Source organism: Pedococcus badiiscoriae (assembly GCF_013408925.1).
GTDB classification, from domain to species: domain Bacteria; phylum Actinomycetota; class Actinomycetes; order Actinomycetales; family Dermatophilaceae; genus Pedococcus; species Pedococcus badiiscoriae.
This window is the reverse complement of record NZ_JACCAB010000001.1, coordinates 1,115,346-1,133,483: the sequence shown is the minus strand read 5'-3', so window position 1 is coordinate 1,133,483 and position 18,138 is coordinate 1,115,346. Positions and strand designations below refer to the sequence as shown.

19 protein-coding genes are annotated in these 18,138 nt (G+C 71.9%); 12 read left to right on the top strand and 7 right to left on the bottom strand.

Annotated elements, in window-relative coordinates; genetic code table 11:
* Positions 1-79 precede the first annotated feature (79 nt).
* Complete coding sequence (gene aceB, locus BJ986_RS05455) at positions 80-1,726, bottom strand: malate synthase A (RefSeq protein WP_420372036.1); 1,647 nt, start codon at positions 1,724-1,726, stop codon at positions 80-82.
* Positions 1,727-1,834: 108 nt separating this feature from the next.
* On the opposite strand from aceB, the gene BJ986_RS05450 reads away from it, so the two are divergent.
* The 3 genes from BJ986_RS05450 to BJ986_RS05440 all read left to right on the top strand — a co-directional run bounded on the left by BJ986_RS05450 (position 1,835) and on the right by BJ986_RS05440 (position 4,020).
* Positions 1,835-2,650, top strand: a complete 816-nt coding sequence (locus tag BJ986_RS05450; protein ID WP_179421070.1) for an IclR family transcriptional regulator — start codon at positions 1,835-1,837, stop codon at positions 2,648-2,650.
* Positions 2,651-2,832: 182 nt separating this feature from the next.
* Entirely contained in the window at positions 2,833-3,624 is a 792-nt protein-coding gene (locus tag BJ986_RS05445) for a glycerophosphodiester phosphodiesterase family protein (protein WP_179421069.1), read from the top strand.
* A 39-nt stretch (positions 3,625-3,663) separates the two neighbouring features.
* Positions 3,664-4,020 (top strand): VOC family protein, encoded by a 357-nt coding sequence (locus BJ986_RS05440; RefSeq protein WP_179421068.1) that lies wholly within the window; start codon positions 3,664-3,666, stop codon positions 4,018-4,020.
* Positions 4,021-4,060: 40 nt separating this feature from the next.
* Here BJ986_RS05440 and BJ986_RS05435 read toward each other — a convergent pair whose 3' ends face one another.
* Together BJ986_RS05435 and acs are read right to left on the bottom strand one after the other, a co-directional pair.
* Positions 4,061-4,570 (bottom strand): hypothetical protein, encoded by a 510-nt coding sequence (locus BJ986_RS05435; protein WP_179421067.1) that lies wholly within the window; start codon positions 4,568-4,570, stop codon positions 4,061-4,063.
* A 59-nt stretch (positions 4,571-4,629) separates the two neighbouring features.
* The gene (gene acs, locus BJ986_RS05430; protein ID WP_179421066.1) at positions 4,630-6,684 is read right to left on the bottom strand and encodes an acetate--CoA ligase; all 2,055 of its coding nucleotides are present in this window, start codon (positions 6,682-6,684) and stop codon (positions 4,630-4,632) included.
* Positions 6,685-6,751: 67 nt separating this feature from the next.
* Between acs and BJ986_RS05425 the strand changes: the two genes are divergently transcribed.
* Positions 6,752-7,660, top strand: coding sequence for a hypothetical protein (locus tag BJ986_RS05425; protein WP_179421065.1), 909 nt, complete (start codon positions 6,752-6,754; stop codon positions 7,658-7,660).
* Here BJ986_RS05425 and BJ986_RS05420 read toward each other — a convergent pair.
* Complete coding sequence (locus tag BJ986_RS05420) at positions 7,635-8,201, bottom strand: AMIN-like domain-containing (lipo)protein (protein ID WP_179421064.1); 567 nt, start codon at positions 8,199-8,201, stop codon at positions 7,635-7,637. The two genes, BJ986_RS05425 and BJ986_RS05420, sit on opposite strands and share 26 nt — an antisense overlap.
* A 104-nt stretch (positions 8,202-8,305) precedes the next feature.
* Positions 8,306-8,758 carry a LytTR family transcriptional regulator DNA-binding domain-containing protein gene (locus BJ986_RS05415; RefSeq protein WP_179421063.1) on the bottom strand — a complete coding sequence of 151 codons (453 nt, stop codon included), beginning with the start codon at positions 8,756-8,758 and terminating at the stop codon, positions 8,306-8,308.
* A 67-nt stretch (positions 8,759-8,825) separates the two neighbouring features.
* Here BJ986_RS05415 and BJ986_RS05410 point away from each other — a divergent pair, with 67 nt between their 5' ends.
* From BJ986_RS05410 to BJ986_RS05375, 8 genes are all read left to right on the top strand, one after another.
* Positions 8,826-9,668, top strand: coding sequence for a Fic family protein (locus BJ986_RS05410; protein ID WP_179421062.1), 843 nt, complete (start codon positions 8,826-8,828; stop codon positions 9,666-9,668).
* A gap of 603 nt (positions 9,669-10,271) precedes the next feature.
* Complete coding sequence (locus BJ986_RS05405; RefSeq protein WP_179421061.1) at positions 10,272-11,012, top strand: CpaE-like family protein; 741 nt, start codon at positions 10,272-10,274, stop codon at positions 11,010-11,012.
* 4 nt (positions 11,013-11,016) lie between these two features.
* Positions 11,017-12,144, top strand: a complete 1,128-nt coding sequence (locus tag BJ986_RS05400) for a TadA family conjugal transfer-associated ATPase (RefSeq protein ID WP_179421060.1) — start codon at positions 11,017-11,019, stop codon at positions 12,142-12,144.
* A gap of 263 nt (positions 12,145-12,407) precedes the next feature.
* The gene (locus BJ986_RS05395; RefSeq protein ID WP_179421059.1) at positions 12,408-12,932 is read left to right on the top strand and encodes a type II secretion system F family protein; all 525 of its coding nucleotides are present in this window, start codon (positions 12,408-12,410) and stop codon (positions 12,930-12,932) included.
* Positions 12,929-13,555: a type II secretion system F family protein gene (locus BJ986_RS05390; RefSeq protein ID WP_238338250.1), complete on the top strand. Its 627-nt coding sequence runs from the start codon at positions 12,929-12,931 to the stop codon at positions 13,553-13,555. Before BJ986_RS05395 ends, BJ986_RS05390 begins: the two co-directional genes overlap by 4 nt.
* Positions 13,556-13,826: 271 nt before the next feature.
* Positions 13,827-13,964 carry a DUF4244 domain-containing protein gene (locus BJ986_RS05385; protein WP_202881184.1) on the top strand — a complete coding sequence of 46 codons (138 nt, stop codon included), beginning with the start codon at positions 13,827-13,829 and terminating at the stop codon, positions 13,962-13,964.
* Between the two features lie 14 nt (positions 13,965-13,978).
* Complete coding sequence (locus BJ986_RS05380) at positions 13,979-14,344, top strand: TadE family type IV pilus minor pilin (protein ID WP_179421056.1); 366 nt, start codon at positions 13,979-13,981, stop codon at positions 14,342-14,344.
* Positions 14,341-14,706 carry an Rv3654c family TadE-like protein gene (locus BJ986_RS05375; protein WP_179421055.1) on the top strand — a complete coding sequence of 122 codons (366 nt, stop codon included), beginning with the start codon at positions 14,341-14,343 and terminating at the stop codon, positions 14,704-14,706. Before BJ986_RS05380 ends, BJ986_RS05375 begins: the two co-directional genes overlap by 4 nt.
* Before the next feature lie 28 nt (positions 14,707-14,734).
* On the opposite strand, the gene BJ986_RS05370 is transcribed toward BJ986_RS05375, so the two are convergent.
* Both BJ986_RS05370 and BJ986_RS05365 read right to left on the bottom strand, forming a co-directional pair.
* Positions 14,735-15,607, bottom strand: a complete 873-nt coding sequence (locus BJ986_RS05370; protein WP_179421054.1) for a hypothetical protein — start codon at positions 15,605-15,607, stop codon at positions 14,735-14,737.
* 84 nt (positions 15,608-15,691) lie between these two features.
* Positions 15,692-18,079 (bottom strand): DEAD/DEAH box helicase, encoded by a 2,388-nt coding sequence (locus tag BJ986_RS05365; protein ID WP_179421053.1) that lies wholly within the window; start codon positions 18,077-18,079, stop codon positions 15,692-15,694.
* Between the last annotated feature and the right edge of the window lie 59 nt (positions 18,080-18,138).

The window sequence follows — 18,138 nt, the reverse complement described above, 5'->3', positions numbered from 1 at the left end:
GTTCGCCGACTCAGCAGAGGTTGCAGCTTCTGCCGAGCCGACCCAGGTCTGCTAGCAGAGGTTAGGTGTGGGGTCGTTGTCAGGCGCGTTCGGCGCGAAGGACCTCGGCGTATGCCGGGAGGGTCAGGAAATCGGGGAAGTCGGGGTCGAGGGCGCACTCGACGAACAACCGGCGCGCCGTCTCCAACGCACCACGCGCGGTCTCGTCGTCGGCCACGGACTCGGCCAGGGCGGCATACTCGCTCTCCACCACCTGGTCGACGAGCTCGCGGGTGACGGTCTCACCCGAGGCGAGCGTGGCGCCGGAGTTGAGCCACTGCCAGATCTGGCTGCGGGAGATCTCGGCGGTCGCGGCGTCCTCCATGAGGTTGTGGATCGCGACCGCGCCGTTGCCGAGCAGCCAGGCCTGGAGGTACTGGATGCCCACGGAGACGTTGCCCCGCAAGCCATCCAGCGTCCGGTCGCCGGGAGTCGAGGCCGCGTCGAGCAGGTCAGCGCCGGTGACCGAGACCTCGTCGCGCTGCTTCCCGAGCTGGTTGGGCGAGTCGCCGAGGACGCCGGTGAAGATCTCCTGGCAGAGCTCGACCATGCCGGGGTGAGCGACCCACGACCCGTCGAACCCGGCGCCGACTTCACGCTCCTTGTCGGCACGCACCTTGGCGAACGCTGCCTCGTTGACGGCCGGGTCCTTGCTGGGGATGAACGCCGCCATGCCACCGATCGCGAAGGCTCCGCGCTTGTGGCAGGTCTGCACGAGCAGGTCGCTGTAGGCCTTCATCATCGGCGCGTTCATCGTCACGGCGTTGCGGTCGGGGAGGGTGAACGACGGCCCGGAGTCCCTGAAGTACTTGATGATCGAGAACAGGTAGTCCCACCGGCCGGCGTTGAGCCCGGCCGCGTGGTCGCGCAGCTCGTAGAGGATCTCGTCCATCTCGAAGGCCGCGGGGATCGTCTCGATGAGCACCGTCGCGCGGACCGTGCCGTGCGGGATGCCGAGCGACTCCTGCGCGAAGGTGAAGACGTCGTTCCACAGCCGGGCCTCGAGGTGCGACTCCATCTTGGGCAGGTAGAAGTACGGGCCGCTGCCGCGTGAGAGCAGCTCGGCGGCGTTGTGGAAGAAGTAGAGGCCGAAGTCGACGAGCGCACCGACCAGCGGCCGCCCGTCGAGGGTGAGGTGCTCCTCGTCGAAGTGCCAGCCGCGCGGGCGAGGCACGATGACCGGTATGCCGTTCGGATCGGTGAGCTCGTAGTGCTTGCCCTGCGGGGTGGTCAGGGAGATGGTGCGGCGGACCGCGTCGTAGAGGTTGACCTGACCGCCGATGACGTTGTCCCAGTGCGGGGTGTTGGCGTCCTCGAGGTCGGCGAGCCAGACCTTGGCGCCGGAGTTGAGGGCGTTGATCGCCATCTTGCGCTCGGTCGGTCCGGTGATCTCGACCCGACGGTCGGCGAAGTCGGCAGGCGCGGGGGCCACCGTCCAGTCACCTTCGCGCACCTCTCGGGTCTCGTCGAGGAAGTCCAGCAGGCCTGTCCGCGACACTTCCTCGCGGCGGGTCCGACGCGCCTCGAGGAGCTCGTCCCTGCGGGCCCCGAACCTCGTCTGGAGCCCAGCCAGGAAGGCCAGGGCTTCGGGGGTGAGGATCTCTGAGCTCCGCTCCACCTCGTGGGGGGCGTCGACGACGACGGCGGCCGGGTGCGTGGTGGGCGCGGCGGACTGGGACATGCGCATCCTCGGGAGAAGTCGGTGGTGTCGCGTGCCGCAGCGGCGGCTCGCAGACTAGGATTGTTCCATGATACGAAATCTTCTTCTCATTCGGGAAGGACTGGGGAGAGATATATGAGCGCCGACCACCCTGTCGCAGACCTGGCCGAACCCCCCGCACTGGCCCCTCCCAAATCGGCCGGTGGTGGCGTCCAGTCACTGGAGCGTGCCTTCGCCATCCTCGAGACCATGGCCGACGCCGGCGGTGTGATCAGCCTGTCCCAGCTCGCGAACGACGCCCAGCTGCCGCTACCGACGATCCACCGGCTGGTACGCACCCTGGTCGACCTTGGCTATGTCCGGCAGGAGGCCTCCCGTCAGTACTCGCTGGGACCGCGGCTGATCCGGCTGGGGGAGACCACCTCGCGCATGGTCAGCCGGTGGGCTCGTCCGCACATGGAGCGGCTGGCCCACGAGCTCGGGGAGTCGGTCAACCTCGCGATGCTCGACGGCGACCAGGTCGTCTACATCGGCCAGGTGATGGCCAGTCGCAACTCGATGCGCATGTTCACCGAGGTGGGTCGTCGGGTGCTCCCGCACTCCACCGGTGTCGGCAAGGCGATCATGGCCGACATGGACCCCGAGGCCGTGCGCGCGATCCTCGCCCGCACGGGCATGCCGGCCGGCACCGAGCACACCATCACCGACCCGGAGGCTTTCGCGGCCGAGCTGGGTCGCACCCGTGAGCGCGGCTACGCGCTCGACGAGGGCGAGCAGGAGGTTGGCGTCCGCTGCGTGGCCGTCGCCATCCCCGGGTCACCCCAGCCGTTGGCGCTGTCCGTCTCCGGCCCGCTGCCGCGCATGACGGACGCGTTCATCGAGAGCGCGACGACGCCGATGCACGCGGTTGCGGCAGCGATCTCGGCCGAGATGCGGGGCGCGACCTCCTAGCCGGCGCGACCGGCGGCCGCCGCAGGCGCCGAGCCAGGTGCCTGCCGCAGTCATCGGCGGCCGGCGCCTGACAGGTGGCCGCACGTCAGCATCGGGCGAACGGTTGCCCTCCGTGGGGTGAACAGTGGTGCCAGAGGCCGTTTCCTGCGCCGGAGCCCGCAGGCGTTCGGCAGGCTGGGGCCATGCCCTACGGCACGGAGTCCGTCCCGCTCGCCCTCGCCCACCGCGGGGGTGCCGCCCTGGCCCCCGAGAACACCATCGCCGCGTTCGCCCTCTCGTCGGCCCTGGGGGTGAGGTACCTGGAGACCGACGTGCGCCTCACCGCCGATGGCGCGCTGGTCTGCTTCCACGACTCGACCCTCGACCGGGTGACGCAGGCCCGCGGCCCGCTCGCGCGGCATACCCTCGGTTCGTTGCGCGAGGTGCTCGTGGACGGCCGCGAACCGATCCCGACGCTGGCCGAGGTCCTCGAGATGTTCCCGGACGCCAACATCACCGTCGACCTCAAGGGCCGTGAGGCGATCGGTCCGTTGGGGAAGCTGTTGCGGCACAAGGACTTCCGAGACCGGGTGTGTGTCGCGGGCGCGTGGGACGGGTGGCTCGACGTGGTGCGGGCGGCGGTGCCGGGGGTGCGGACCGCGCTGGGCTGGCGCTCCCTGACCGCCGTGGTCACCACGGCTCGAGCCGGTATGCCGCCGGCGCGCCGGTTCGCGACGGCGGAGTTCGCCCACGTGCCGCTCAAGCTCGGCCGGGTGCCGGTCTTCGTCGAACGGCTCGTGGATGGCGCGCACCGGATCGGCGTGCGGGTCGTGGTCTGGACGGTGAACGACCCCGCGACGATGGGGCTGCTGCTGGACGCCGGGGTCGACGGGATCATCACCGACCGTCCCGACCTGCTACGCGAGGTGCTGGTCGCCCGCAACCAGTGGCTGCCCATGCCCGGCACCGCGGTCGCGCGGACCCTGGCGCTGTGAGGCTGCCGGTTGTCAGAGCCTGGCCGTAACGTGCCCGGCATGGCTATCGCACGCTTTCCCACCATCGTCCTCGACTGCCCGGACGCCGCCGCCCTCGCGACGTTCTACGGCACGATGCTCGACTGGACCATCAAGGACGACGGCGACTGGTTCGAGGTCCGCGCCGACTACGGCCAGTGCATCTGCTTCCAGCAGGTCGCCGACTACCGCGCCCCTGTCTGGCCCGGCCAGGACGTCCCCCAGCAGATGCACCTCGACGTGGTGGTCGACGACCTCGACACCGGCGAGGCCGAGGTCATCGCGCTCGGCGCCACCAAGCACGACCACCAGCCGGGGACGACGTTCCGGGTCTTCCTCGACCCGGCCGGCCACCCGTTCTGCCTCTGCACCAGCTGAGCAAGGGCACCCGCCCGGCTGCGGGTCGGTCGTCCATGGGTCACCAGTAGCGTCCGCCGAACGTGTCGTTCATGCCGGGCGTTCTGTGGTCGCGGGCTTCCTTGTACGCGTGCCAGCGTTCGCCGTACTCGCTGTCGTCGTGCTCCACAGGCGGTTCGGGGTCGATACCGTCCCACGACGCGTAGCCGGAGAACAGGCCGAACGCAGGCTCGCTCAGGATGACGGCACGGGCCAGCCCGGACAGGGCCGGATGCGGGATCGACGAGGTGAGCACGCCCGGGCTCCTGCGCTCGCCCAGGGTGATCAGGTGCGCCAGCGGGCCGACATCGTCCTCGTGGAGGTGGGCACCCGCCACGAGCTCGTCCTGAACCGTCCGCAGGACGGTCTCCCGGTGGAGCGACCCCAGGGCCGAGAGCGCCTCGACGTGAGCGGCCTCGAGCGCGTCGAGCGGCGCGGTTCGGAGCAGGTACCGGTACTGGCGGACCGTCTGGTCCTCCGATCCGTCATGCAGTGGTGCCCCGCTCCGTCGGCGCGTGGGCTTGAGGCCCATGGGTGCCACGATAGAACGGCGGCGCGGTCCGGCATACCGGGTCAAGCCGGTCGCGGTGCTCAGTCCTCCGCGCCGGAGCTCATGCCCTCCTTGATCAGGCCCATGACGGACGAGTCGGCCAGCGTCGTGACGTCGCCGACCTCGCGGTTCTCGGCGACGTCGCGCAGCAGCCGGCGCATGATCTTGCCGGAGCGGGTCTTGGGCAGCTCGGACACGACCATGATCGAGCGCGGCTTGGCGATGGGCCCTATCTCCTTGGCGACGTGGTTGCGCAGCTCCTGGACGGTGGCGTCGCCGTCGTCGTGGGCGCCGCCGCGCAGGATGACGAACGCCACCACCGCCTGGCCGGTCGTGTCGTCGCTGGCCCCGACCACGGCCGCCTCCGCGACGGACGGGTGCGACACGAGCGCTGACTCGATCTCGGCGGTCGAGAGCCGGTGGCCCGACACGTTCATGACGTCGTCGACGCGACCGAGCAGCCAGATGTTGCCCTTCTCGTCGTACTTGGCGCCATCGCCGGCGAAGTAGTACTTCGGCCCGAACCGCGACCAGTAGGTCTCCTTGTAGCGCTCCTCGTCGCCCCAGATGCCACGCAGCATGCCCGGCCACGGCTTCGTGAGGACGAGGTATCCCACCGCCTCGGGGTCGTGCAGCGGCTGGCCCTCGTCGTCGAGGATCTCGGCGCTGATGCCGGGGACGGGTCGCTGGGCGGAGCCGGGCTCGAGCGTCGTGACGCCGGGCAGCGGGCTGATCATGATGCCGCCGGTCTCGGTCTGCCACCAGGTGTCCACGATGGGGCAGCGGTCAGCGCCGATGTGCTTGCGGTACCAGAGCCACGCCTCGGGGTTGATCGGCTCCCCGACCGAGCCGAGCACCCGCAGCGACGACAGGTCGAACTTCGCCGGGATGTCGTCGCCCCACTTCATGAACGTCCGGATGGCCGTGGGCGCGGTGTAGAGGATCGAGACCTTGTACTTGTCGATGATCTCCCACCAGCGGCCGTGGTGCGGGGTGTCCGGAGTGCCCTCGTAGATCACCTGGGTCGCGCCATTGGCCAGCGGGCCGTAGACGATGTACGAGTGGCCCGTCACCCAGCCGATGTCGGCGGTGCACCAGTAGACGTCGCTCTCCGGGTGCACGTCGTGGACGACCGAGTTCGTGTATGCCGCCTGGGTCAGGTAGCCGCCGGTGGTGTGGAAGATGCCCTTGGGCTTACCGGTCGTCCCAGAGGTGTAGAGGATGAACAGCGGGTGCTCGCTGTCGTGGGGCACCGCCTCGTGCTGGTCGCTCGCCGCGTCGACGACCTCGTGCCACCACACGTCGCGGTCGTCGTCCCAGGCCACGTCGTCGCGGGTCCGCTGCACGACCAGGACCTTCTCGACGGTCGTCTCGCCCTCGACGGCCGCGTCGACGGCGGGCTTCAGCGGCGCCGACTTGCCGCGCCGGAACTGGCCGTCGGCGGTGATGACGAGCTTGGCCTCGGCGTCGGCGATCCGGGTGCGCAGGGCATCGGCCGAGAACCCGCCGAACACCACCGAGTGAGGGGCGCCGATCCGGGCGCAGGCGAGCATCGCCGCCACCGCCTCGGGAATCATCGGCAGGTAGATCGCCACCCGGTCACCCTTCGAAACCCCTAGGGACTCAAGGGCATTGGCGGCCTTGGCCACGTCACGCTGCAGCTCGGCATACGTGATGGTGCGGGTGTCGCCACCCTCGCCCTCGAAGTGGATGGCGACGCGGTCGCCGTTGCCCGCCTCCACGTGCCGGTCCACACAGTTGTATGCCGCGTTGAGCTCACCCCCCACGTACCACTTCGCGAAGGGCGCGCCGCTCCAGTCGAGCGTCTGGTCGAAGTCCTTGGCCCAGGTGAGGCGCTGCCGGGCCTGGTCGGCCCAGAAGCCCTCGAAGTCCGCGGCTGCTGCGTCGTAGAGGTCCGCCTGACCGTTGGCGTGCGCGGCGAACTCGGGAGTCGGGGACAGGTCCCGACCCTCGGCCTGGCTCGTGGACAGGGTGTCGGACACGGTGGCTCCTCCTGGCGGCGTTGGCAGGCGACTGCGTCGGCATGGCCGAGGTCGCGGTGACCCCCCAAGCCAACCCGCATCCGGCCCGCGCATCAAGGGCAGGGGTCGCCGTGTTCCGGACAACGGACGTCCGCGACGTGAACGGCTAGCCTCTGCAGACGTGAGCACCACGAGGAAGTCCCGTGCCGAAGCCCGTGCCCAAGCCCGTGCCGACGCTGCGGCGCAGACCCCCCTCGAGCGCGGGAAGGTCCTCCTGGTCGGCGTCTGGCCAGAGGTGGCCATGCTGCTCGCGGCGGTCCTGTGGTGGCCGGTGGGCTTCTGGGGGCTGACCTCCTGGCTGCACCTGCCACTGCGGGCTCTGGACGGGGACCTCGTGCTGCTCGGCGCCACGTCGGCCGCGGCGTCGGTCTCCCTACTGGTCCGGTCGGCGTGGCCCCGCTTCGTCATCGTCGTCGTGCTCTGCGCCGTCGGGTGGCTGCTATCGGCTCCCGCCGTCGACACCTACCCCGACGAGCGGGTGGTGCTGGCGATCCTGCTGGGCGTCGCGGCGTTCCTCGGCATCGCGCTCGGGGTCCGGGGGCACCGAGGGCCACTGGGCGCCGCCACCGTCCTCGCCGTGGCGGCCGGCCTCTCGCCCGCCACCTGGCCGCACGGACTCCCACTGGCCGTGGCCCTTGCCCTGCCGTTCGCGGTGGCCTCGGTGCAGCGGGTTGCGCCGACCCTCCTCGGCGTGGGCCGAGTCCTGCTGACCTGGCTGGTGTTTGCGCTCGTGGCCAGATCGATCAGTGCCGGCTGGGACACGCTGCACCCTGGCAAGAAGGCGGGGTTCAAGCACGAGGAGCTGCCGCTCGTCGTCCGGGCGGCGTGGGGCTTCCTTCGCACGCACTGGTGGAGCTACTCCGAGAGCCTGCTCCGGTCCACGAGCGGGTGGTTCGTCGTCGCCCTCGTGCTGGCCGTGCTGATCGCGGCAGCGCGGGCGCTGCTCGGCGGGATGCGTCGCCGGACAGCGTCCGCACAGACGGCTCGCGGAGAGCGGACCGTCCCTACCAGTGGTGGGCCACGTCGATGACCAGATGGCTACCGGTGGCGTCGTGGATCGTGAACGCCCGGAAGGGCAGTCGGGCCCTGACCCCGAGCCCGATCGACGTCTGACCCTCGAACGTCCCGGCCCACGCGACCTGCCGGAACGTCGTGTAGCCCGTGACGTCCACCAGCTCTCGACGGTTGGCGGGGTGGTAGCTCGAGGCTCCCGTGCTGGTGTAGGCCGGTGCCCGCGTCACGACGAGGAGCTTGGCCCCGCCTCGAAGAGGCACCACTGTGCCCCGGCCCTCCGTGAAGACGTTGGAGACGTACTTCACCGTGTAGCCCGGCGCGCTTCCCCTCACGTCGACCACGAGGCGGTCGAAGCAGGTGTGCCGACCCGCCCGGACGTTCGTGAGCGGGCCGGGAACCATCGTGGCGGAGCTCTTGGCCGCCGAACCCCAGGTGATCCCGCAGTATGGTGCGGCCTCTGCGGCGGTGGTCGCCGCGACGACGGGGACCAGCCCGGCCGCCAGGGCGATCACGAGCGACCGGATGGCCAGTCGCGTGGTGTGCTTGGTGACATTCATGATGTCCTCCCTTCGGACACGCCACTGACGCGCCCCACTGCACTGGGGTTGACCCGGGGGTTGACCCGGTCAGCCTCGCGACCGTGTCGTCCCGAAACGTCCGTTCACGAGGTGGCGGGAGGAGCGGCCCCCAGCAGGCGGGCTCGCAGCTCGCGGCCCTGTCGCCGGCTGACCTGGAGCTCGGCGTCCTTGAGGACCACGCTGACGCGGCCGCGCTCCGTGCGCACCTCCCTAATGTGGGCCAGCGACACCAGTGTGCTGCGGTGGATGCGGACGAATCCCGCTGACGCCCACCGCTCCTGGAGCGCGGTCAGGGGGATGCGGACCAGGTGCGAGCCGGCCTCGGTGTGCAGGCGGGCGTAGTCGCCCTGCGCCTCGGCGTAGCGGACCTGGCTCCTGGTGATGAACCTGGTGACCCCGGCCAGCTCCACCGGGATGGTCTCGTCCTCGGCTGCGGCCGCTTCCGGTTCGGCCGCAGGGTCGGTCGCGCCCGGGGAGCCGGTGCTGGCCACCTTCGGGCGGCGGGGCTCCGCATCAGCGGGGGGCGCGCCGGCCATGGGGGAGAGCCTACGTCGTGGCGGGAGGGGGGCGCCCGGCGTCGCAGCCGGGACCTAGGCTGCTCCCGTGGTCGACGTCCTCGCTTCGCTCAGTTCCCTGGCCGACCTGCCCGGAGTGCCTGCCAAGGTGGCAGCCGCCCGCGAAGCCTGCGAGCAGCTGCGCTGGCACGAGGCCCTGCGGCGGCGCATCCCGGAAGCGGCCGCCGAGTCGCGGGTCCGGGGGGCCCAGGCCAGCGCCGCGCTCGAGGGGGCGACAGTGCCCCTCGACCTGGTGCGTGACGTCATGCGCGGTGCGGCGCAGTGGCCCCTGGAGCCCGACCCTGTCGAGCGGGTGGCCCGCGGAGCAGTGACCGCGACCGCGGAGACAGAACACGTGCGGGGCCTGGTCTCCAGTGCCCCGCTGCAAGCCCTCGCACGACTTCACGTGGCAGCTGCCTCGGGGCTCCTCCCATCAGACCAGCTCGGTCGCCCACGGGTCGACGGCGAGCCCAGCGAGGAGCTTCTCGACCTCGGGGAGGCGCCGAGCGCGAGTGCCATGCGTGACCGGCTCGAGCTCCTCGTCGCCGTGATGACGGCGGGGTCGGTGGTCCCCGGCCTGGTCGTGGCGGCGGTGGCGCACGCCGAGGTCGCGACCCTGCGCCCGTTCGTGCGCGGCAACGGTGTGGTGGCCAGGGCCGTCGAGCGGGCCCTCGTGCAGGGCACCGGCCTCGACCCCACGGGGGTCGTCGTCACCGAGGCCGGGCACGCCACCCAAGGGGGGCCGGCCTACCTCGGTGCCCTCGCGGCATACGGGACGGGCACCCCGCAGGGGCTGGCGCTGTGGATCGGGCACTGTGCCGATGCCGTCGTTGCCGGTGCTGCGCAAGGTCAACAGATCTGCGACGCGGTGCGGGCGGGACGGCTCAGCTAACCCGGAGGACCGGGACACGCGCAGCCCCCACTGACGGGTGAAAGTCAAGGGTTTCCTTTGCGCCGGAGCGGGGGTACACATGGAGGCAAGTCGACGGTCGTGAGACCGACGACCACCGTGACTCCATCGGGCACCCACGCGCGGGCAGTCCACTGGTGGACAGATCGTGGCGGGCTTGCCCCGCTGCGACAACTACAGAATGCACGCCTGGTAACCCGTGGCGGATCACGGTGCGATGGCACCCCGCGGCGCGGGGTGCCATCCTTCGGTTGACGGCGGGTTGCACTCGCTCGGTGCACATCGCGAACTTTCCGCGCCGAAGTCGCCATCGAAACGCGCCGGAGCGAGTTGCGATTGATGGGTAAATGGGCCACCATGAAGACGTCCGCTCCCCCTTGTGGGTAGAGCGGATCGGCGCACCGGCTCCTCCCCCCCGGAGCTTGGCGCGTCGACGGCCCCGGTTGTCCCCCCGACCGGGGCCGTCCCCTTTCCTCCTTCAGTTCTGGCGCCGCTCTTCCACAGCTGACGCTGAGACGGCCGGATGTCCACAGCACGTCCCGGGCGGTCTGGGCCCCTGGCCGGTTTCGACGCAGGCTGACCCTCATGGACCACAGGGTGATGGGCGTGATCGGCGCGTCGGGCGGCGTGGGAGCGTCGACCCTCGCGGTCGCACTCGCCGTGCGGGCCGGCCCGCAGGTGGGCGCCACGGTCGCCATCGACGGAGCACCCGACGGCGGGGCGCTGGACGTGACTGCCTGCCTCGAGCACCTGCCCGGCCTGCGTTGGCCCGACCTTGCCGCGGCGCAGGGTGCCCTGGACGGTGCAGCGTTGCTGCGGTCCCTGCCGACTGAAGGGGCGACCAGGGTCCTTGCCGGCGACCGCCCGGACCTGGACCGCAGTGTGGTTGCCGCCGCAGTGACGGCACTGGCGCGAGTATGCGGTGTGGCCGTGGTCGACCTCGGCCGCTCGCTGTGGTTGGCGGACCGCTGCGATGAGCTGGTGGTCCTGGTGGGCACCTCGGCCCGCCAGCTCGCCGACGCTGCTGCGCTGGTCGACAGGGTCCACGAGCTCCGTTGCCGTGCGGTGCTCGTGGTGCGCCAGGGCCGGGGTGACCCGGTCAGCCCCGAGGAGGTGGCGGTGCACCTCGACCTGCCCCTGGCCGGAACGCTTCGCGACGACTCGCGGATCCAGGCCGACGCCGATCGCGCTCGGACTCCGGGCACTCGCTCCCGCGGCGGACTCGGGGAGCTGGTCGACGACCTGTTGACGGCCGCCCCCGCCGCGTTCGGCACGGGACCGGAGCTCGCGGCGCCCGCACGGGGCGTCGGCGCAGGAGGGGCGTGAGCCGATGAGCCAGGAAGCGCTGATCGCTGACCGGATCCGCCGCGGGCAAGGCCCCGACCCGGCCGCGGTCGCCGACGTCGCCATCGCCGACGTCGCCCGGCTCGGTGAGCGCGGCGTCGAGATGGCGCGGACCCTGCTGGCTTCGGAGGTCCTGGGGCTGGGTCCCTTGGAGGCCTTCCTGACCGACCCTGACGTCACCGACGTCCTCGTCAACGGTGACGGCTCGGTGTGGCTCGACCGAGGGTGCGGCGGGGTGGAACGGGCCGAGCTCGTGCTCGCGCCGTCTGCCGCCCGGCGGTTGGCCGTGCGCCTGGCCGGGCTGGCGGGGCGGCGACTCGACGAGAGCCAGGCCTGGGTGGACGGACTGTTGCCCAACGGCCTCCGGCTGCACGCGATCCTGCCGCCCCTGGTCGACGGCGGCGCCCACGTCAGCCTGCGGGTCCCCCGAGCCGGTGGTGTCGGCCTGTCGGGTCTGCGGGAGCGGGGGATGTTCGATGCAGTGGTCGAGGAGCTGCTTCGGGCGCTCGTGCGGGCACGATGCTCGTTCGTGGTGAGCGGGGGGACCGGCTGCGGAAAGACGACCCTGCTCGCGGCCATGTTGGCCGAGGTGCCCGTGGTCGAGCGGATCGTCGTCGTCGAGGATGTGCGCGAGCTGGCGGTGTCGCACCCCCACGTGGTGCGACTGCAGGGCCGTGGGCCCAACGTCGAGGGCCAGGGTGGGGTCGGACTGGTCGACCTCGTCCGCCAGGCGCTGCGGATGAGGCCGGACCGGCTCGTCGTGGGTGAGGTGCGGGGAGCCGAGGTGCGAGAGATGTTGGCTGCGCTCAACACCGGCCATGAGGGCGGCTGCGGCACGCTCCACGCGAATGCCCCGGCGGACGTTCCACGCCGGTTCGACGCATTGGGTGCCTTGGCCGGGATGCCACGGGACGCCGTCCAGACCCAGCTGTCCAGCGCCGTGCAGGCGGTGGTCCACGTCGATCGTGGAGCGAGAGGGCGCCGCGTCGCCGCAGTGTCCGTGATCCGGTGGACGGGCGCAGAGGTTACCTGCGACCTGGCTCTGGATGCGGAGTCCGGTACGCGGGGACCCGGGTGGGCCCGGCTGACCACCTTGACCGGGGGCCCGGTGTGAGTGTCGCCCTGACGGTCGGGCTCCTGGCGGCCGCGCTGGTGCTGTGGCCCGGGTCCGGTGTGCGACTCCCGGCGCGCGAGGAGAGCTCGTCGCGTCGGAGCGACCCGTCGCGCGACCAGTCGGGTCACCGGTCTGGGCAACCGTCTGGGCAACCGTCTGGGCAACCGTCTGACCACCCGATGGCCCGCGAGGGGCGGCGGACACGCAGGTCCACGCTCCTGGCCCGGCGTGGCCGCTCCCGCTCCCGGGCGTTGGACATCGCCTTGGCCGAACTCGTGGCCACCCTGGCTGCTCCTCTGCGTGCAGGGGTCGTTCCCTCGGCAGCGCTGGCTGCCGCCGAGCCGAGCTTCGCCGATGACCCCGCGCTCGCATCCCTGCTCGCGGAGCTGGTTGCGGCCGCGAGAACGGGAGCACCGGTGGCCGAGGTCTGGTTGGGCCATGTCGACGCGAACCGCAGCCCGGATCTGCAGTTCGTTGCGCAGGCCTGGGCGCTCACGGAACGCACCGGGGCGCCGCTGGCCGATGCCCTCGACTCGTGCGAGGCAGTCCTGCGAGCCAGGGAGCGAGGTCGTGCACGGGTCGCCAGCGCTGCGGCGGGCCCGCGAGCCTCGATGGCCGTGTTGTGCCTGCTCCCCGCGAGCGGTCCGGTCGTGGGGGCGGCTGTCGGGGTCGACCCCGCCACGTTGTACTTCTCCTCGACGGCCGCGACAGTCAGCCTCGCTCTCGGACTGGTGCTGGCCGCCGGGGGCTGGTGGTGGAGTCGGCGGATCCTCCGGTGCGCAGCATGACCGTGCTCACCTGCCTCCTGCTGGCGCTGGCCACCGTCCTGTGGCCCTCGCGCTCCCCGGGTTCCGGCGCGCCAGGACGGCTCGGATGGACGCCACCACGGGGTCAGGTCGAGAGGGCGGGGGGCAGGGCGCCGCCTCTGGCGGCCTTCCGCACGCGTTGGCCAGTGCGTCAGCGAGACCTCGCAGCCACCGAGGACGTGGCAGACGCCCTGGTCCTCATCAGCCTGGCCCTTCGAGCTGGCCTTCCGTTGGTCGAGGCCCTGCAGCACGTCCAGTCGGGCGCGGTCGGCCGGGTCCGTGTCGAGCTGGGGGCCGTCGTCGCGGCGTTGCGCTGGGGATGCTCAGCACACGAGGCCTGGTCCTACGCGGGGGCCCGATGGCGTGCGGCGGCGTTGGCGACCCACCTGGCCGAACAGACCGGGGCCGCCCCTTCGGCGCTCATCGAACGCGCCGCCGGACGTCTTCGCGAGGAGCGTGAACGCGAGCGCGAGCGAGCCGCAGCTCGGGCCGGGGTGCTGCTCGTGCTGCCCTTGGGGCTTGGCTTCCTGCCGGCCTTCGCCTGCACCGCCGTGGTGCCCGTCGTCCTGAGCCTGGCCACGGGTGTCCTGGAGTCTGGGGCGTGACCAGCCGCCCTCGTGATCGCCGGGGGCTCCCCGAGCGCGCGCCTCGTGGCGGATCCCGCTCGGATGCGGGCCCGGGCTGGTGTGCACTGTCCACAGGACCCGCCTCCCGCGGATCGCCTCCACAGGGTGGGACGCAGTCGTGGCGGCTGACTTGCCGTTCCGCTGGACTCGGTGGACCAGGGCTCAAGGCCCGACCCACCACTGAGGAGTCAGCGTGAGATGCAAGCTGGTGCACCGAGTTTCGACCCTGCGACGACGCGCCGAAGCAGGCATGACCACCGCGGAGTATGCCGTCGGCACGCTGGCCGCATGTGCCTTTGCGGCCGTCCTGCTCGCCGTCGTCAGGTCGGGGACCGTCAAGGCGGCCCTCGCGTCCGTGATCGCCGCCGCCCTCAGGTCGGCCGGATAGCAGGCGAGAGGGGGATGGCCACGGCCGAGTTCGCCTGCGCCGTCCCCGCCCTCATCGTCGTGGTGGTCCTCGCGTTGTCGGCCATCACCACGGTGACCGACCAGGTGCGCTGCGTGGACGCGGCGCGTGCCACGGCTCGCGCCCTGGCGCGCGGCGACAGCGAGGCCGGCGCGTTGCTGGTCGGCCGACGGCTGGCGCCTGCGCAGGCGACGTTCTCGCTGGCAGGGTCCGGGCGAGAGGTGTCCGTCGTGGTTCGGGGAAGACCATCGCCGGGACTTGGCTGGCTGGGCTCTCGGGCGTCCCCGACCGGACGTGCGGTGGCCGTGCGCGAGGACGTCGACCCGGTGGTCGGACTACCTCCTCCGCAGGCCGTTCCGTGAACAGGCGGGGGGAGGACGGCACCGTCACGGTGGTCGTCGTGGCTGTCATGGGGTTGGCGCTGACCCTCCTCCTGGGCGGACTGGCGCTGGCGAGTGCAGTCATCGCAACGCACCGTGCGCGGGCGGCCGCAGACCTGGCCGCCCTGGCCGCGGCGCAGGCCCTCCAAGCGGGTGCGGCCCCGCGGGAGGCGTGCGCCGTCGGGGCATCCATCATGGGGAGGAATGGCGCCCGAGCTCAGCGGTGTCTGGTGGCGGCGGACGGTTCCGTCACGGTCTCGGCGACCACCACTGCGGGCTTCGCACTGCCGGGGATGCCGCCGGGGATCACCACGGCGACGGCCCGCGCTGGGCCGTCGCCGTAAGTGTGTCGCTGGTCAGTCGCGGGCCGAGTCAGTCGCGGGCGACCGGGTCACGACCCATGATCTTGTCGGCCACGGTCCGGTATCCCGGCTCCGGCGACTCGTCGGAGGGTAGGCCACCCTCGGCGGTCTCGTCCCTCGACCCGTCCGCGGTCTCGTCCCTCGAACCGGCGTCGCCTTCGTGGAGCAGTTGGGTGGAATCCGTCGTGGGCTGGTCTGAGCCGAGGTGGTCGGCCGTGTCGGCATCGGCCGCGTGGCGACCGGGGGTCTCGACCGATGCCGCATCCGTGGTCGGTGAGGCCGCCGAGGTCTCGGCGGATCCAGCGGCAGCGCCCATGCCGACGCCGGTGGCAGCCGCGGTGCCCACACCAGCGCCAGCCGCGGCGCCTGCACCCGGCCCGGCCGCGCGGGAGGCGAACTCCTGCTCGACCTTTCGGCGTTCGTCAGCTCGCACCCGCTCCTCCGTCGCCCGCTCGCGAGCGGCGAACTCCTCCTCGCGCGAGGCGAGCTCGCTGTCGCGCTCGCGGTCACGGTCGGCCAGGCGGGTCTGGTACTCCTCGTCCCGGACGCGGTCCCGTTCGGCGAGGGTGCTCTGGTGGGTCTCCTCGGCGCGGGCCCGCTCGTCGGCGCGGATGCTCTCCTCGAGCTTGGCCTGCCGTTCGGCGTCCTTTGCCTCACGGATCGGGCGACGCCGGCGCACGACACTCCCACGGATGGCCGCCAGCCCGAGCCAGAACAGGAGCATCGCCACGGCACCCGTCACGAGCAGCGCCAGCGGGGTCATCCCCCAGTGGTAGCCGGCGAGCTCGAGGTCCACCGGGTGGGTGATCGACCGGGTCGCGAGGAAGAGCACGACACCTGCCGCGAGAGCGAGCAGAGCAAGGATCAGTCCGAACACGATCACGGGTCGAAACCTCCGACACATCAAGGGTGCGTGGTGCACCGTCCGCTTCGACCCTAGCCGCTGGCCTGCGGTTTGCCCCTTTCGTCACCTCTGCGCTTCCGGCTGAAGGGCATCGCCCGCCGCGCCATGCGCACCCCTTGGTGCGTGGGCCAGCACGGCCCGCAGCAGGCTCACGGCCTTTGCCTTGTCCAGCGGCTCGTTGCCGTTGCCGCACTTGGGTGACTGGACGCAGGCCGGGCAGCCGCTCTCGCAACGGCACGAGCGGACGGTCTCCAAGGTCGACTGAAGCCAGACCTCGAACGAGTCGAAGGCCCGCTCGGCGAAGCCCGCCCCGCCGGGGTGTCCGTCGTAGACCATGATCGTCGGCAGCCCCGTGTCGGGATGCAGGGCGGTCGAGACGCCCCCGATGTCCCATCGGTCGCAGGTCGCCACGAGTGGCAGCATGCCGATCCCCGCATGCTCGGCCGCATGCGCGGCGCCAGGGATGTCGGCCTCCTCCACGCCCACCTCCCCCAGCCACTCGACGGGCATGGTCCACCACACGGCGCGGGTGGTGAGTGTGCGTTGGGGCAGGTCGAGCGGGTGGGTGCCGATCACCTCGCCGCTGGCCAAGCGGCGCAGGAACGAGGTGACCTGGGTGTGCACCTGGACCGTCCCGAACGAGACGCGCACCGGACCCCAGTCCTCGCTGCGTTCGGCCGCGACGATGTCGAACGCGCTCACCGACTGGGCGAACGTGCTCCAGCCGGGGTCGCCCCTGACCACCGTGGCTGTTCCGTGGGCGAGGTCGAGGTCGGTCACGACATAGCTGTCGCCCTGGTGCACGTGCACGGCACCGGTGTGCACCTGGGTGTGCGCCGACGCCTCGTCGATGGTGCCCAGCACCCGCCCGGTGCGCTGGTCGACGATCCCCACGACCTCACCGGCTCCCCGCAGCGACACGTGGTCCGTGGCGCGGTCGGTCCTGGCCCAGTACCAGCCGGTCGGTCGCCGGCGCAGGATCCCCCGTGCCACCAGGGCGTCGACCAGCCCACGTGCGTGGTCGCCGAACATCGGGAGGTCCTCCTCCCGCAGCGGCAGCTCGGCCGCCGCCGCGGCGAGGTGCGGCCCCAGGACGTGCGGGTTGTCGGGATCCAGGACGGTGGCCTCCACCGGCTGCCCGAAGACCACCTCGGGATGGTGCACGACGTACGTGTCCAGCGGGTCGTCGGCGGCGACGTAGATCGCCAGTGACCGGGTGCCGTCCCGACCGGCGCGACCGGCCTGCTGCCACAGCGATGCCCGCGTGCCGGGCCACCCGGCGAGCAGCACGGCGTCGAGCCCGCTGATGTCGATCCCGAGCTCCAGCGCGTTGGTCGCCGCCAGTCCCAGGATCGCGCCCGAGCGCAGCGAGCGTTCCAACGCGCGCCGCTCCTCCGGCAGGTAGCCGCCGCGGTATGCCGCGACGGCACCTCCCAGCGCGGGTTCCAGGTCCATCAGGGTGCGCCGGGCACTGGTCGCCAATGCCTCCACGCCGGCACGGGACTTGGCGAACGCCACCGTCTGCACGCGCTCGGAGACCAGGGACGCCAGCAGGTCGGCGGCCTCCGAGGTGGCCGAGCGGCGACCAGCCCCCTCGCCGAGCAGTCCCGGTTCCCACAGGGCGAACGTCATCGCCTCGCGAGGGGAACCGTCGTCGGTGACGGGCGCGACCGGCATACCGACGAGGCGCGAGGCGTGGGCGCCGGGGTCGCGCACCGTGGCCGAGGCGAGCACGAACGTGGGGTGGGAGCCGTAGCGCGCGCACACCCGTCGCAGCCGGCGCAGCAGCGCCGCAAGATGGGAGCCGAAGACGCCGCGGTAGGTGTGGCACTCGTCGATGACGACGTAACGCAGCGCTCGCAGGAACGGCGCCCAGCGCTCGTGCAGCGGTAACAGGGAGTGGTGCACGAGGTCGGGGTTGGTGAGCACGAGATGGGCGTGGTCGCGGATCCAGCGCCGCTCCTCGGTGGCCGTGTCGCCGTCGTAGGTCGCGGCCCGCACGCCGGGGACGGCCATCGCCTGCACGCGGGCGAGCTGGTCGGCCGCGAGGGCCTTGGTGGGGGAGAGGTACAACGCCGTGGCACCGCGACCCGACGGTGCGAGGGCCCCGTCCACGACCGCGGACAGCACGGGCAGGAGATAGCCGAGGCTCTTGCCCGACGCGGTGCCCGTGGCCATCACCACGTGCGAGCCCTGATGGGCCAGGTCGGCCGCCTCCCGCTGGTGCGACCAGAGCGAGGTGACCCCTGCCCCGGCGCACGCGGCATACACGCTGGGGTGGACCCAGGCAGGCCACTCGGCGAGCGCCGCGGACCTCGCGGGCACCTCGTGGACGTGCAGCAACCTCTCTGAGCGCGCTCCGGCCGCCAGGGTGGCCAGCACCGACTCCGGGTCGAACGCGGGGCGACTCGCCGCCGCCGAACCGGGTGCGATGGGACCGGAGGTGGACATTGCCGCTACCGTAATCCCGAGGGCAGACGGTGCACCCGTCTGCTCAACGTCGATCGCAA